Annotated in this window: 11 protein-coding genes and 2 pseudogenes; 5 read left to right on the plus strand and 8 right to left on the minus strand. The window is 52.0% G+C overall.

Annotated elements, in window-relative coordinates; all coding sequences use genetic code 11:
- Window positions 1-274: pseudogene (locus AACY07_RS18730) on the minus strand (hypothetical protein); the annotation flags it as partial.
- A 42-nt stretch (window positions 275-316) separates the two neighbouring features.
- Complete coding sequence (locus AACY07_RS18735) at window positions 317-724, minus strand: DUF6957 family protein (protein ID WP_339476714.1); 408 nt, start codon at window positions 722-724, stop codon at window positions 317-319.
- Window positions 725-898: 174 nt separating this feature from the next.
- Here AACY07_RS18735 and AACY07_RS18740 point away from each other — a divergent pair, with 174 nt between their 5' ends.
- The gene (locus AACY07_RS18740; protein WP_339476717.1) at window positions 899-1,402 is read left to right on the plus strand and encodes a helix-turn-helix domain-containing protein; all 504 of its coding nucleotides are present in this window, start codon (window positions 899-901) and stop codon (window positions 1,400-1,402) included.
- A 506-nt stretch (window positions 1,403-1,908) separates the two neighbouring features.
- Here AACY07_RS18740 and AACY07_RS18745 read toward each other — a convergent pair.
- The 5 genes and pseudogenes from AACY07_RS18745 to AACY07_RS18765 form a co-directional block, all read right to left on the minus strand.
- Complete coding sequence (locus tag AACY07_RS18745; protein ID WP_339476719.1) at window positions 1,909-2,316, minus strand: hypothetical protein; 408 nt, start codon at window positions 2,314-2,316, stop codon at window positions 1,909-1,911.
- Window positions 2,313-4,235: a hypothetical protein gene (locus tag AACY07_RS18750; protein ID WP_339476721.1), complete on the minus strand. Its 1,923-nt coding sequence runs from the start codon at window positions 4,233-4,235 to the stop codon at window positions 2,313-2,315. The genes AACY07_RS18745 and AACY07_RS18750 overlap by 4 nt, the downstream gene beginning before the upstream one ends.
- A gap of 80 nt (window positions 4,236-4,315) precedes the next feature.
- Window positions 4,316-6,073, minus strand: coding sequence for a hypothetical protein (locus AACY07_RS18755; RefSeq protein ID WP_339476724.1), 1,758 nt, complete (start codon window positions 6,071-6,073; stop codon window positions 4,316-4,318).
- Window positions 6,074-6,257: 184 nt separating this feature from the next.
- Complete coding sequence (locus tag AACY07_RS18760; protein ID WP_339476726.1) at window positions 6,258-7,733, minus strand: tyrosine-type recombinase/integrase; 1,476 nt, start codon at window positions 7,731-7,733, stop codon at window positions 6,258-6,260.
- Window positions 7,734-7,788: 55 nt separating this feature from the next.
- Window positions 7,789-8,532: pseudogene (locus AACY07_RS18765) on the minus strand (DUF808 domain-containing protein); the annotation flags it as partial.
- A 132-nt stretch (window positions 8,533-8,664) separates the two neighbouring features.
- Between AACY07_RS18765 and AACY07_RS18770 the strand changes: the two are divergent.
- Window positions 8,665-9,270, plus strand: a complete 606-nt coding sequence (locus AACY07_RS18770) for a TetR/AcrR family transcriptional regulator (protein WP_219261031.1) — start codon at window positions 8,665-8,667, stop codon at window positions 9,268-9,270.
- A gap of 139 nt (window positions 9,271-9,409) precedes the next feature.
- Here AACY07_RS18770 and AACY07_RS18775 read toward each other — a convergent pair whose 3' ends face one another.
- Window positions 9,410-9,850, minus strand: a complete 441-nt coding sequence (locus tag AACY07_RS18775) for a GlcG/HbpS family heme-binding protein (protein ID WP_339476728.1) — start codon at window positions 9,848-9,850, stop codon at window positions 9,410-9,412.
- 267 nt (window positions 9,851-10,117) lie between these two features.
- Between AACY07_RS18775 and gcl the strand changes: the two genes are divergently transcribed.
- The 3 genes from gcl to AACY07_RS18790 all read left to right on the plus strand — a co-directional run bounded on the left by gcl (window position 10,118) and on the right by AACY07_RS18790 (window position 13,758).
- A complete protein-coding gene (gene gcl / locus AACY07_RS18780) occupies window positions 10,118-11,893 on the plus strand; it encodes a glyoxylate carboligase (RefSeq protein WP_326397663.1) in 1,776 nt (591 codons plus the stop codon).
- Between the two features lie 53 nt (window positions 11,894-11,946).
- Entirely contained in the window at window positions 11,947-12,729 is a 783-nt protein-coding gene (gene hyi / locus AACY07_RS18785; RefSeq protein ID WP_133076049.1) for a hydroxypyruvate isomerase, read from the plus strand.
- A 138-nt stretch (window positions 12,730-12,867) separates the two neighbouring features.
- A complete protein-coding gene (locus AACY07_RS18790) occupies window positions 12,868-13,758 on the plus strand; it encodes a 2-hydroxy-3-oxopropionate reductase (RefSeq protein ID WP_339476732.1) in 891 nt (296 codons plus the stop codon).
- Window positions 13,759-13,793 lie beyond the last annotated feature (35 nt).

Raw genomic sequence — 13,793 nt, forward strand, 5'->3', positions numbered from 1 at the left:
TGATCCACTTGCCGTTTTTGTTCATCCACCCCGGCGTGACGACCTGAATTTCCGTAACGACAAACTCGCTGGTTTGTTGGGAAAGTATTTCTTCGAGCATATCGATGTCACTAATCATCATGGTGCGCGGCCACACCTTGCCATCCAAGCACTCTTCAAGAACGACGTGATACCAAGGATGAGCCAAGTGGCGTTCAAATATCCGCCAGTTTGAATACCCATCCCCAAAGATATTAGGGGCGCCCTCGGCAAAGGCTTCATGACTTCTAAACATTTCGCATTCCCGTGGATCTACAGACCGCAGTTGCAGCTGACATCACTGATAAAGAGACAGTATCGCGGCGAGATTGGCCGACTTTTCGTCGCCGTCTCCCATCAAAACGTACACAGTATTTTTGGTTTCAAAGAGAAAGCCATCTTGGAATGAAATGGCCATGGTACTGCGCACCCAATTTCCGTAATCGAAGCGTCCTCGGCTGTCTAGGATGACTTTTTCGGCGAAAACAAAGAGCGGCAGGTGGCCATGAACGTGGATTTTAGTGAGATCCCCATCGCTCGCTATCGCGTGCACGATTGTCCACTGCTGGACGATGCAAAAGCCCTTGTTTGGGAAGCGGGTCTGAGCGATATGAATTAGCGCTTCTTGGCTTTCTCCAGATCCAGAGCGGGGCTCTCCGGTGGTAGAGAGGAGCTCGCTGGCTGCCTGGACTTTTTCGAATTTCAATCAAAAAACCTCTGACAATACATGTGATATGTTTGGATACTCAGGTCGCGAAAACTGCCTAACGCCCATCTCCAAAAGACTCTGAACCCATGATTGTGCGGCTTAACTCTGAGAAAGCGTCACCGCACATTTCCGATACTACCACCAAGCATGGTTTATCGGAAGATAGGCGTTATGGCTCTATCCTCGCTTTTAGGGCAGACCATGTCGCTTAAGAATGAGATCGCCGGAGCACTCAGGGCAATCCGGACAATCCGAGGATTTGACTATGGTGATTTGGCAGACGTCAGTGCAAAAGCAAACATAGGAAAGCTGGAGCAAGGAAAGAGCAATATCACGGTTGCGAAATTGATCGAGTTAGCAGATGCCCTCCAGTTCGATCCTATTGCTCTTATGGCCCTATGCGTCGCTATCCAGAAGGATGAACCTACCGACACCACTCTAGAGCGAGCACGTGCAGAACTTGAATCATTCAAAGCAGAAGGAGGAGAGGAGCTTGTCCGGCGTCAGCTTGCGGGCAAAGAGCTGAAAAAGAGGCCTGCGGGTAAGCCTGGCAATACCGAGAATGCCAATGCTGTAAGAGAACTGAAGGCTTTAGGGTTGAGTCAGGCGGAGGTGGCGCGGAGGCTTGGTTTGGCGAGCTCGACAGTGCATCGGTACTGGCAACAACCCACGTAGCCCATTCGGATATTAGGTGTACGAGCCAACGCAACACGACCCAAAGCCGAACTGAACACTAGGTAGGGATCAGCTAAGGCTGAAATTACCGAAACCAATAGCTTGGCCAATATAATCTTGCGTGTTGTGCAGGGGGACGGTTTTGAACGTGGCGATGCATCCATGGAGTTCGTCACTGTGCTGGCGATTGGGAAAATCCGACTGCACAAAGAGATTTATCAAAAGCTTCGAGCCAAAATCAAGCTAACGCTACAGGGGAAGGTTAGCCGGGGTTGCAGGGCATCAGGTGCCCATCTGTCCATCTAAGGCATTACTACAGCGATTTCTGGTGTCGAGCGGCGCCGAGGTCATTCGAGTCAGCGTCAAAACGGAAATCCGCTTCCTGGCACTCCAGGCGCGCCAATGAGAGACCGCCGAGCCACTACGCATGAAATGCTATGCGTGCGTGTCTCTTGATTAAGAGAGGCTCGGCTCCAGCCTTGATGATCGAGTCCTGGACTTAATATTCAAGACAGAGGGAAATCAAGCACATTACTGCCTTGCTCCAGCTCAGCTAATTTTTTTCTAAGCGTAAAAACCTCATGCACCAGTGATATATTCTGCTGAAGAGCTATCCTATAATCACGGTTCAAAGACTTATATTGTTCCTTAAGCAGCTTGTCAGCTGCGCCCCCCTTTCTATCATCCTGGACATTGGAAGTTTGCACAGCCAGAACCTTAGATTGCTGGCGCTTAGCAGCATCGTCAATTGCCGTACATAGTTCGGGAAAACGCTGCCTTTTTATGGAGCCTCGTTTGCGACCGCCCTCCAGCGCCACTGTATCATTATTAATTAGAGTTCCTTCGGGCAAGATCTGAGGTTCATCTCTCTCAAGGCGATCCAAAGCAGAATAGTAGTTTTCCTCAGCACTCATCTCAGATCCCCAATTTCATGGCCATAACCTGCTCGATCTACTTGGTTATAAACAGTATCAATTTCGAGACTGAGCTGTTTATAGAAAGGACTAGTAGGCGGAAACATTGCGCGACTTTGCTGGAGGTTTGAAATTCCATACCGAATTTTTTTGATACTCTTATTATCATCTAGAACAGAGTACTTGCAGTCTAAGCAAGCGAAAATACTGACGAACCCAACTCTGTCGCATGAATTAAGATTAGTGCAGCCTCCTAGCGGGCCCTCTTTCCACACCATTTCACCCTTATCAAACTTGCGGATAGTAATCTCCCGGTCGGTGGTTATGATCAGCGGTCTTCCACGATCTCGGGCCACTTGGATACGATGACCCTCGCCTCCCCATAGTTTTCCGGAAGAATTAATCACATCGGCCTCATAATTGGCGAGACTTGCAACGCGACGCTCATATTCGAGCTCGCGAATTAGCGCCTGTTGATCCTCAGTGGCCAAGAAATTTACTGCAAAAATCTGGTCGTTCCTATAGTAGGAGGCCATTGTCTCAGCCAAGTGCTTAAATTGGTTCGCCAGTGCTCCCAACGACACTATTCCAGAGCGTGCAGAGTAGACCGCAAGCGAGCGCCTATATTGGTGAGTTTTGAAAGGCCAGGGCTTTCCAATCTGAATACTTGGATCTGAACGCCAATCTCTGAAGCCATCAAATCTCTCCAACTCAAGAATATCAGCTTCAGTGATCTCGATATTCGGAATTCTGAGCTTCAGATTATTAATCTGGCTCGACTGAGACGAAGATTGCATAGGGGCTGTACTGTAAATATAAGCAGCCGAATCCTTGGCACTCCTTATTGTGAGAGGAAAAAGCGGATAGCAAGATAAGTCCGAGTCAACCCAGCCATGTCTTATCGCGGCAATCCGACCAATAGCTTGAGCTGCCGACACTCCCTTTTCGACAACAGGAGCGCTAACCCAATATGTTTCAAAATTATTTACACCTGCGGTTTTTGAAGTATAACCTCTCAGCAAAGTTACGACTTGATCGCCAACCCTCATACTCGTTAGGGCATTAGCTGGCAAGGTGCGAACCTCATTATCTCGCATCCCCGTAAAAACATGTATCCAATGTTTCGCAAGAATGCTTATAGAATTTACGTATGAGTTTAGATTATTGATATTTTTTAGACTGAAACGATCACATATCCCTGTAATTTTGCAGCTAGCAATCGCGTCAGCCCATAGCAATGATTTCTTGCTGCGTTTTCGGCAGTTGGTACCGAAAAGAGGATCTTCAGTTCTTCTGGTATAAAACTCGACGAGTTGAGCCGAATGTTGATTGAAAAATGTTAGCTCATCATCAAAACCACAGATCAACTGCGCGTAGATTCTCGATGGGATCAACTTTGTCTGTTCAAAACTTTCCGCGTACTCTGCATAGGTGCCTGCGAGCGCACCAACCCTTTCGACGAACCCATAATCACTTGGTGCCAAATTAAACTGAGGGTGAAACAGTCTTATGCGGTACAATTCGACAAACAAATCATAGAACTGACGCAGCACGGACTTACTACCAAGCTGAGAAAGGCTATTGATTAACATATCCTGACAGCTTACTCGATTGAATAAATCCTCAAGACTGATCATGTTTCTTTCGGCATACTCGGCAGCTTTTCGAAGAGCTGTGAAACCAACTGATTTTACTTTTCTCGGCTTATGATAATAATGCAAGCGTACCAACTGAATGGCCTGCATTTCTCGGATGATTAGCTGGGCATGTGAGCTCTGCGGAGTCTTGGCCCAGTTTTCAAAATTAAAAACACAGGTAGACATTGGGCAGTATGGCTTCATATTCCACATTAAATCTTTCGCCCTCGAAAGGACACTTCCATCGGGAGATCTAGAAACAACAATATTCCCGTCGAGCACCAAGCATCCTATGAAACTCACTGGTGAGTCAGGCAATACGTTATCCGAGTAGCCTCTTGCCCTCAGATCAATTAGCACACTCATGAAATCACACCCACCGAGACAAAAGTATTGAAATGAATCTGCCAAAACTTATCTAACTTGCCACCTAACACTTGGATTCTTATGGAGTCAATCAATGACGCTCCACCCTCGGAGAACTTGCTGATTTCGCCTAGAATTTCACTGATCCGGTGGATCATTGGTGAGAACTTTTCGACGTATTTCTCAACTGCCATAGACCCTTTAGCAGATTTCAACAAATACTCCAACGATACGAGACGCCTAATGTCTTGTTCATCTGCATGGACACTGAAGTAGGCACAGAACAAGCAGGTTACAGGTTCGCCACATGAGGGCAAAGGAGCGAAAGAAGTAAATCCATCAGCTAAAAATGGAGACACCTCATCGGGCTTACCACAATAGCCTGAAGGCATGTTAGAAGGATGTTCGAAGTCTTCGATGATCTTTACTGGGATTTCAGACAAAGACCTAGTCCGGCTAATTGCTTTACTATATACCGAATCAAAAAATGCAGTCAATTCAGTAGCGGTATCTTCAATGGATGGTCGCGCATAGTGCGCGCGAACCACACTTTCAGAGTTGCCTAATTTTTCCGACGTTAGATGAGTATCACCACCACTCAATTTTATGTATTCAGAGCCGACGCCTTTACGCCATTGAGTTGGGGTTACCCAAACAGTGTTAGGCAAAGCTGACTTTAAAAAGGTTTTCACCTCTCTTATACAGGACGGCTCTATGCGAAAAATACTCTCTTCCGATGTTTGATAGGGGAATACCAACGGTGTCTCTCTGCCATTCAGGAGCCACTTTCGCAAGTCCTTTATTTTTTTGAATACTGGCATGTAGTCCACTCCGAACTCAGGATAGACTTCTTTTCCTTCGGCCCGCCCCTTAGTTCCGGAATACCTTTTCCCCTGCGTTGTTGGCACGATTTCCTCTGTGTGAATTTCAAGCTCTTGGACAACGTTTAAGTTTGTACCAGTTGCAGAAATAAAAGTAATCATGCCTGCGGTCAAAGCACGATTCACCAGTGCTGTTGCGGCATGACCGCGAGGATTCCTTTCGAAGTTCCGAATCGTCACCCGACAGTTTTCGTGAATATAGCGGTGCACTTTACTTTGCTCCGCTCCTTGCGGCACCCCTAACTCTGCAACAATGACCGATAGCTTCGGAAAATTATTATATTTTTTTAGATGATAAACAATTGAGTTCGGATCCTGCCCCTTGGATCTTATTTGCCCTGGAGTATAATAAAAAAAATCATCATCATTAGGCGAGGTTAGTCTCAGTGGCAGACCCTCACCCAAAACAACCGACTTATGCACTTCATCAATGAAATTTACAAGCGCTGAAAATGTACGCGACCTTTCTTCCTGAGAGGATATATTGCCGGGACCATCAATCCGACCGCGATTTCGACGCAGTTGCATAGTTAAACTTTGGACTTTTTCTAGAGTCAGACCTGCGGCCAACGATACCACAACGGCAGCGCCCTTCTGATATGTTTCAGCGGTCATTTTAGAGAGCCCGGCCTTAACTTTCGCAAGCTGGGTCAGGTGATGCAGATGAAGGGTATATTGACGGTAGGCAGACTTTAATGACTCATGCTCATTGAACGAGAAGTTCTCGTCCTGGTCATCAATCCATTCGTAGAACCTTTTGATAGCGCTGTATTTGCTTTCGACTGACGAGGCGCTAGCACCTCGTAAATAGTCTACAACCTCCATAACAACAGGAACTCTATCTAAGTCCAACGACGACTGATCGACTGCCACTCCAACAGATCCTTTCCCCGCAACTTTATCCCTCGACAGGTAACAAAAACTGCCTACATCCACGGCTCTACAGCGACTGCTAGTCTTTGATTGAAAAAACTCAAGCACCACCAACTCTGGCCGCAGCACTCCGGTGCTAATGTTATGAAAATCCAACGTGATAACCGGACGATACTCTCGATTATTATGCATAGGTATCGTCATCCAACTTCGCAGTAGTATTAACATATTTAAACAGACGCACTTCAAATTTCTTCTGAATATCAGCCTTTCTTACCATTTCAGTTTTATAGTTAAGGTACAATAAAGTTGTTTCTTTACTTTTGTGCCCCATTCGTTGCTGGACATATTCTAGCGTAGCTGTTACACCACGGCGTTCAAGCTCCACTTCGAGCAGATTCATTCCAAACGACGCGCGAAGATCGTGAAACCGGAACTTATTGTATTCTGGATCACCAAGACGGATCTTGGGCAAAAGTGTGTCGGTGATGAATTGCCTGATCGTGGCTCCTTCCCGTATTGATCCGTACGCACGATTATGGGCACTCGCACGTCCATTCACGCTCAAGTTCTCACGACCCGCGATTTCACGTTTGCTTGTGTAGTACTCGCTACCCGTGTTGGTCAGAAACAGATAGTTGGTATCAACATCACCATAGAAGGATCGCTCTCGTCGCTTAATAGACTCGGGACTACGACTGTACACTCTAAGGTCTTCAACCAACCAACCTGGGATAATGAGGGTCATACAGCCTCCACCTTTGGTGTCCACTCCCGTGCCTGCGCCAATAGGCAGCCGGAGATCACCATCACCATCTAGTGGCCTCCAAATATGACAGACTTGAATTGTACAGATGCTTTGCATTCTAGCACCTGTGAACAATGCCACATAGAAGAGCAACTGATATTCTCTGGAGAATTCTAAAAGCGCTTTCAGTAGACTTTCTTGCTGGGCAACAGTCAAGGGGCGAAGCAACCCGCCATCTTTAATAAATCCTGGCGCTTTGTTTTTTTTAGGCACCTTGATTGCTAGATTATGGGACTCAATCTGTAGGAGTCTAGAAAGACCAACATTATCCTCAATCGATAGATACTTCATTACAACCTCGAAGGGTTGGTACTGAAATTCCTCCTGACCCACCAACTTCCAGCGAATAATTTCCTTATAGAATCGCACTACCACGTTAATCCGAGCTCGTGCTGTTCCACGCTTAATCTCGCCAGAGTTGATTTGATCAATCAACCGCCGACGGTATCGATATGTCACCTTCAACAAATCATTTTCTGGAAAATGAAGGAAGTCCAGATCTTCATCTTCAAGAAATCTTCGATAGTCTAAAATATGACCTGCGACTGTGCGAAAACTTCTCGATTCATACTGAGTAGTTTTCTGTAAACGACACACTAGATACAAGTTTCCAATTTCCCAAGGTGCACCATCACCTTGAATAATTACTGGGAAATTTGGGAAATACCCGGACGGGCTTTGAGTGAACTCGTGAGAAGGTTGTACATTTTTAACGCGGGCGGCGGCGAAGTTCACACTCAGTAATCTGAACTCAGGAATGAGCAGGCTGTATGCGCCGGATTCGTAACGTCCTGCTTGCTTAGCTGATCCACCAGCGCCTCCCATCCAACCACCCATTCCGACGATGTCCATTTGTCCACATTATACTAAATTTGGATTCTACTGTCCACATAGGTACCTTTGGATTACCGACCATAAACATCGCCGCCGTGCCGATCACTGTCAGGCTTTTCATCATGTAAGGCGCAGCGCTCAACACGCCGCGGCCAAAACTGCGCTGGAACCGCGGCCATGCACCGTCGCCGGTTTTTTTGCTCAAGTACAAGCCACCATCGTCGAGCTTGACGATCCCGCCCACCACGCCATAGACGCCGATCGTCATCACAATCGCGATCCCCGACAACACCACCACTTGCTGCATCAGCGGTGACTCGGAGACGATTCCCAGGGTGATGGCAATGATTTCGGCCGACAGAATGAAGTCCGTGCGCACTGCGCCCTTGACCTTGTCCTTTTCAAACGCCGCCAGGTCGACTTCAGCGCCGGCCAGCGACTCTTGCAATGCCTGGCGCTGGTTTTGGGCGTCAGCCTTGCTGTGTGTGAGGCTATGGGCAACCTTCTCAAAACCCTCAAAACACAGATATGCACCGCCCACCATCAACAACGGTGTCACCGCCCACGGCGCAAATGCGCTGATGGCCAGTGCTGCGGGCACCAGGATCAGCTTATTGCGAAACGAGCCCTTGGCCACGGCCCACACCACCGGCAACTCCCGGTCGGCCCGCACGCCCGAGACCTGCTGGGCGTTAAGCGCCAGATCGTCGCCCAGCACCCCGGCGGTTTTTTTGGCGGCCACTTTAGTCATCAGTGCGACGTCATCGAGCACGGCGGCAATATCGTCGAGCAACATCAGCAAGCTACTGCCAGCCATAGAAAAACGTCCTTTAGGATTGAATGGCCACAAGCATAGCGCGTGACAGCCCGAAAGCTGCAATCTTGAGCCACTTGCAAGCCCGGTGCTACCATGCCCGACCGCCCCAGCAGGCAAGGACATATCGGGTTTATGAGCAGTATCCGCGAGCGTAATAAAGAACTGATTTTGCGTGCCGCCAGCGAAGAGTTCGCTGACAAGGGTTTCGCCGCCAGCAAAACCAGCGACATCGCGGCCAAGGCAGGCGTGCCCAAGCCCAACGTCTACTACTACTTCAAATCCAAGGAAAACCTCTATCGCGAGGTACTTGAGAGCATTATCGACCCGATTCTGCGGGCTTCGACACCGTTCAATGCCGATGGCGAACCGAACGAAGTGCTGAGCAATTACATCCGCTCAAAAATCCTCATTTCCCGCGACTTGCCGTTTGCCTCCAAGGTGTTTGCCAGCGAGATCATGCACGGCGCCCCGCACCTGAGCGAAAAACAGGTCGAACAGCTCAACGTCCAGGCCAAGCACAACATCGACTGCATCCAGATCTGGATCGACCGTGGCCAGATAGCCCCGATCGACCCCCATCACCTGATGTTCAGCATCTGGGCGGCGACCCAGACCTACGCCGATTTTGACTGGCAGATCACCGCCATCACCGGCAAGGCCAAACTCGAAGACAGCGACTACGAAGCCGCGACCCAGACCATCATCCGGCTGGTGCTCAAGGGTTGTACTCCAGACTGAGCCCCTCTTCGAAACCTGTGGGAGCGGGCTTGCTCGCGATGGCATCACCGCGCACTCCTGAGGGACCGCGCCGTTTGCATCGCGAGCAAGCCCGCTCCCACAAGGCCCGCACCGCCCCCTCTCAATACGGTCTCTGCGGTTAGACCACCACCCCCGCATCCGCCCGCAAGCCCAGCGCTTCTACTGCACTGATCGCGCACTGCTCGTCGATGTCAGAAGTATCCCCGCTGATGCCGATCGCGCCGACCACTTGCCCCGATTGATCACGGATCAACACCCCACCAGGCGCCGGTACGACGTCACTCTGCCCCATCCCGTTAAGGGCGGCATAAAACGCCGGGCGCTGCTGTGCGTCCAGCGCCAGTAAACGCGAACCCTTGCCCAGGGCAATCGAGCCCCAGGCTTTGCCAATCGCGATGCTGGGACGCAACAGGCTGGCGCCATCCTCGCGCTGCAGCGCCAACAGATGTCCGCCACTGTCGAGCACCGCCACCGTTAACGGTGCCGCGCTGATCTGGCGCCCCGTGCTCAAGGCCTGAGCAGTAAGGTCTAAAGCGACTTTCAAGGTTAAAGCACTCATGGTTGCCGTCCTTATCTTGTTATGGAAAGCCTTTCGCGCGCCGCTTCAAGGCGCATTCAATGCAGACAATAGAACACAATATAAAATTGTTTTGTATACAATTTTAATAAGCCAATCATTTAAAAAATACCGGCAGTGCCTGAATACAGGGACTGGGACTCATCAGTCACAGATTCAACAAAAGCCATTGACCTGCACCGCGGAGGATGAATACACTCGCTCAACAGCCACTTGTATACAATTACAAAACGTAAGAGGCACAAAACAATGAGCAAAATGAGAGCAATCGAAGCCGCCGTTCTGGTGATGCGTCGCGAAGGTGTCGATACCGCATTCGGTATCCCGGGTGCCGCAATCAACCCGTTGTACTCGGCCCTGCAAAAGGTCGGTGGCATCGATCACGTCCTTGCTCGCCACGTGGAAGGCGCCTCGCACATGGCCGAGGGCTACACCCGTACCAAGGCCGGCAATATCGGCGTGTGCATCGGCACTTCGGGCCCGGCAGGCACCGACATGGTGACGGGCCTGTACAGCGCTTCGGCCGACTCGATCCCGATTCTGTGCATCACCGGCCAGGCACCACGGGCGCGGATGCATAAAGAAGACTTCCAGGCAGTCGATATCACCACCATCGTCAAACCCGTCACCAAGTGGTCGACCACCGTGATGGAACCTGGCCAGGTGCCTTACGCCTTCCAGAAAGCCTTTTACGAAATGCGCTCCGGGCGTCCCGGCCCGGTGCTGATCGACCTGCCGTTCGATGTACAAATGGCCGAAATCGAATTCGACATCGATGCCTACGAACCGCTGCCACTGGCCAAGCCATCGGCGACCCGGTTGCAGGCTGAAAAAGTCCTGGCCCTGCTCGATCAGGCCGAACGCCCGCTGCTGGTCAGTGGCGGGGGCGTCATCAACGCCGACGCCAGCGAGTTGCTGGTGGAATTCGCCGAATTGACCGGCATCCCGGTCATCCCGACCCTGATGGGCTGGGGCACGATTGCCGACGATCACCCGCTGATGGTGGGCATGGTCGGCCTGCAGACGTCCCACCGCTACGGCAACGCCACCCTGCTCAAGTCCGACGTGGTACTGGGCATCGGCAACCGTTGGGCCAACCGTCATACCGGTTCGGTCGACGTTTACACCGAGGGTCGCAAGTTCATACACGTCGATATCGAGCCAACCCAGATCGGCCGCGTGTTCAACCCGGATCTGGGCATCGTTTCCGACGCAGGTTCCGCGCTCAAGGTATTCCTTGAAGTGGCCCGCGAATGGAAGGCCGCCGGCAAGCTGAAAAACCGCAGCGCCTGGCTGCAAGACTGCCAGCAACGCAAGGCCACGCTGCACCGCAAGACTCACTTCGACAACGTGCCGGTCAAACCCCAGCGCGTGTACGAAGAGATGAACCAGGTGTTCGGCAAAGACACGTGCTACGTCAGCACCATCGGTTTGTCGCAGATTGCCGGTGCGCAGTTCCTGCACGTTTACAAACCGCGTCACTGGATCAACTGCGGTCAGGCCGGCCCTCTGGGCTGGACCATTCCTGCGGCGCTGGGCGTGGTCAAGGCCGACCCCGACCGTAATGTCGTGGCGCTGTCCGGCGACTATGACTTCCAGTTCATGATCGAAGAACTGGCCGTGGGCGCACAGTTCAACCTGCCGTATATCCACGTCGTGGTGAACAACTCCTACCTTGGGCTGATTCGTCAGGCGCAACGCGGGTTTGAAATGGACTACTGCGTTCAATTGGCTTTCGACAACCTCAACGCACCCGAACTCAACGGCTATGGCGTTGACCACGTTGCCGTCGTTCAAGGCCTGGGCTGCAAGGCCTTGCGTGTGTTCGAACCGAGTGAAATCCAGCCTGCACTGCGCAAGGCCCAGGAGCTGATCAAGGAGTTCCGCGTACCCGTGATGGTGGAAATCATCCTGGAGCGCGTGACCAATATCTCGATGGGCACCGAAATCAACGCCGTGAACGAATTTGAAGACCTGGCGCTGGTGGGCAACGATGCACCGACCGCCATTTCGATGCTGGATTAATTGACTGCCCCTCTCTTTAAAGGAGAGGGGTCACCTATTTGCAGGAGTTCACCATGCCGCGTTTTGCCGCCAACCTGTCCATGCTGTTCACCGAACAGGATTTCCTTGTCCGTTTTCAAGCGGCTGCCAACGCTGGTTTTCATGGCGTTGAATACCTGTTCCCTTACGACTACAGCTCTGCCGAGATCAAGGCGCAGCTCGATGCCAACAAGCTGACCCAAGTGCTGTTCAACCTGCCGGCCGGTGACTGGGCCAAGGGTGAGCGCGGGATCGCCTGCCATCCGGATCGGGTCGAGGAGTTCCGTGCCGGGGTTGACCTGGCCATTGCTTACGCCCAGGTACTGGGCAACGACCAGATCAACTGCCTGGCGGGGATTCGCCCACAAGGCGCAGACGAAGCGCTGATCGAAAAAACCTTCGTCACCAACCTCAAATACGCGGCCGACAAGCTTCAGGCGGCGGGTATCAAGCTGGTCATGGAATCGATCAACACCCTCGACATTCCGGGCTTTTACCTGAACAACACGAAACAGGCCCTGGCCATTCAGGAAAAGGTCGGCAGCACCAACCTGTTCCTGCAATACGACATCTACCACATGCAAATCATGGAGGGCGATCTGGCCCGCACCATGCAAACGCACCTGGGGCACATCAACCATATCCAGCTGGCCGATAACCCGGGCCGCCATGAGCCGGGCACTGGCGAAATCAACTACCGCTTCCTGTTCGATCACCTGGACCGCATTGGCTATCAGGGCTGGGTGGGTTGCGAATACAAGCCACTGACCAGCACCGAAGCCGGTCTGGTGTGGCTCAAGACCCATAACGCGGTGTAACTCTGTGGGAGCGGGCTTGCTCGCGATGGCAACGACGCGGTGTACCTGTCACTCCACAGCGCTCCCCTCGCGAGCAAGCCCGCTCCCACATCGGCCCACCTACTCTGAATCGCCCTAAGAAAAACAAGAGGATTTGTCATGGCTAAAATCGGATTTATCGGCACAGGCATCATGGGTTCGCCTATGGCCAGCAACCTGCAAAAGGCAGGTCACAGCCTGTTTCTGTCGACCCATCACGGCGCCGCACCGGCCGATCTGGTCGCCGCAGGCGCAATCACCCTGGCCAGCCCGCGAGAAGTGGCCCAGGAAGCCGAATTCATTATCGTCATGGTGCCGGACACCCCTCAGGTCGAAGACGTGCTGTTCCGTGAAGACGGCATCGCCGCAGGCCTGAGCCCGAACAAGGTGGTGATCGACATGAGTTCGATCTCGCCGACGGCAACCAAAGCCTTCGCTGAAAAAATCAACGCCAAGGGCGCGCAGTACCTGGACGCCCCAGTGTCTGGCGGTGAAGTGGGCGCCAAGGCTGGCAGCCTGAGCATCATGGTCGGCGGCGACGAAAAAACCTTCGCCCGCGCCCTTCCCCTGCTCCAGAGCATGGGCAAAAACATCACCCTGGTCGGCGGTAATGGCGACGGTCAGACCGCCAAGGTGGCCAACCAGATCATCGTTGCCCTGAACATTCAGGCAGTGGCTGAAGCGTTGGTGTTTGCCGCCAAGAACGGTGCCGACCCGGCCAAGGTTCGCGAAGCCCTGATGGGTGGGTTTGCTTCGTCAAAAATCCTTGAAGTCCACGGCGAGCGCATGATCAAGGGCACATTCGATCCGGGTTTCCGTATCAGCCTGCACCAGAAGGACCTCAACCTGGCCCTCGCAGGCGCCCGCGAACTGGGGATCAACCTGCCCAACACCGCCAACGCCCAACAAGTGTTCAGCACCTGCGCCGCCATCGGTGGCAGCAACTGGGACCACTCGGCGCTGATCAAGGGCCTGGAACACATGGCCAACTTCTCGATTCGCGACAAGTAACCCCGCCGGTCTGCCCTTTTTTGGGGAGACCGCAC

This window comes from Pseudomonas sp. RL_5y_Pfl2_69 (assembly GCF_963970465.1).
GTDB lineage: Bacteria > Pseudomonadota > Gammaproteobacteria > Pseudomonadales > Pseudomonadaceae > Aquipseudomonas.

What these genes read in the sequence shown, in the direction of transcription:
- gcl (WP_326397663.1), top strand. Translation starts at nt 10,118, where the DNA reads ATGAGCAAAATGAGAGCAATCGAAGCCGCCGTTCTGGTGATGCGTCGC.
- AACY07_RS18760 (WP_339476726.1), bottom strand. Translation starts at nt 7,733, where the DNA reads ATGGACATCGTCGGAATGGGTGGTTGGATGGGAGGCGCTGGTGGATCA.
- AACY07_RS18745 (WP_339476719.1), bottom strand. Translation starts at nt 2,316, where the DNA reads ATGAGTGCTGAGGAAAACTACTATTCTGCTTTGGATCGCCTTGAGAGA.
- AACY07_RS18790 (WP_339476732.1), top strand. Translation starts at nt 12,868, where the DNA reads ATGGCTAAAATCGGATTTATCGGCACAGGCATCATGGGTTCGCCTATG.
- AACY07_RS18770 (WP_219261031.1), top strand. Translation starts at nt 8,665, where the DNA reads ATGAGCAGTATCCGCGAGCGTAATAAAGAACTGATTTTGCGTGCCGCC.
- AACY07_RS18775 (WP_339476728.1), bottom strand. Translation starts at nt 9,850, where the DNA reads ATGAGTGCTTTAACCTTGAAAGTCGCTTTAGACCTTACTGCTCAGGCC.
- hyi (WP_133076049.1), top strand. Translation starts at nt 11,947, where the DNA reads ATGCCGCGTTTTGCCGCCAACCTGTCCATGCTGTTCACCGAACAGGAT.
- AACY07_RS18740 (WP_339476717.1), top strand. Translation starts at nt 899, where the DNA reads ATGGCTCTATCCTCGCTTTTAGGGCAGACCATGTCGCTTAAGAATGAG.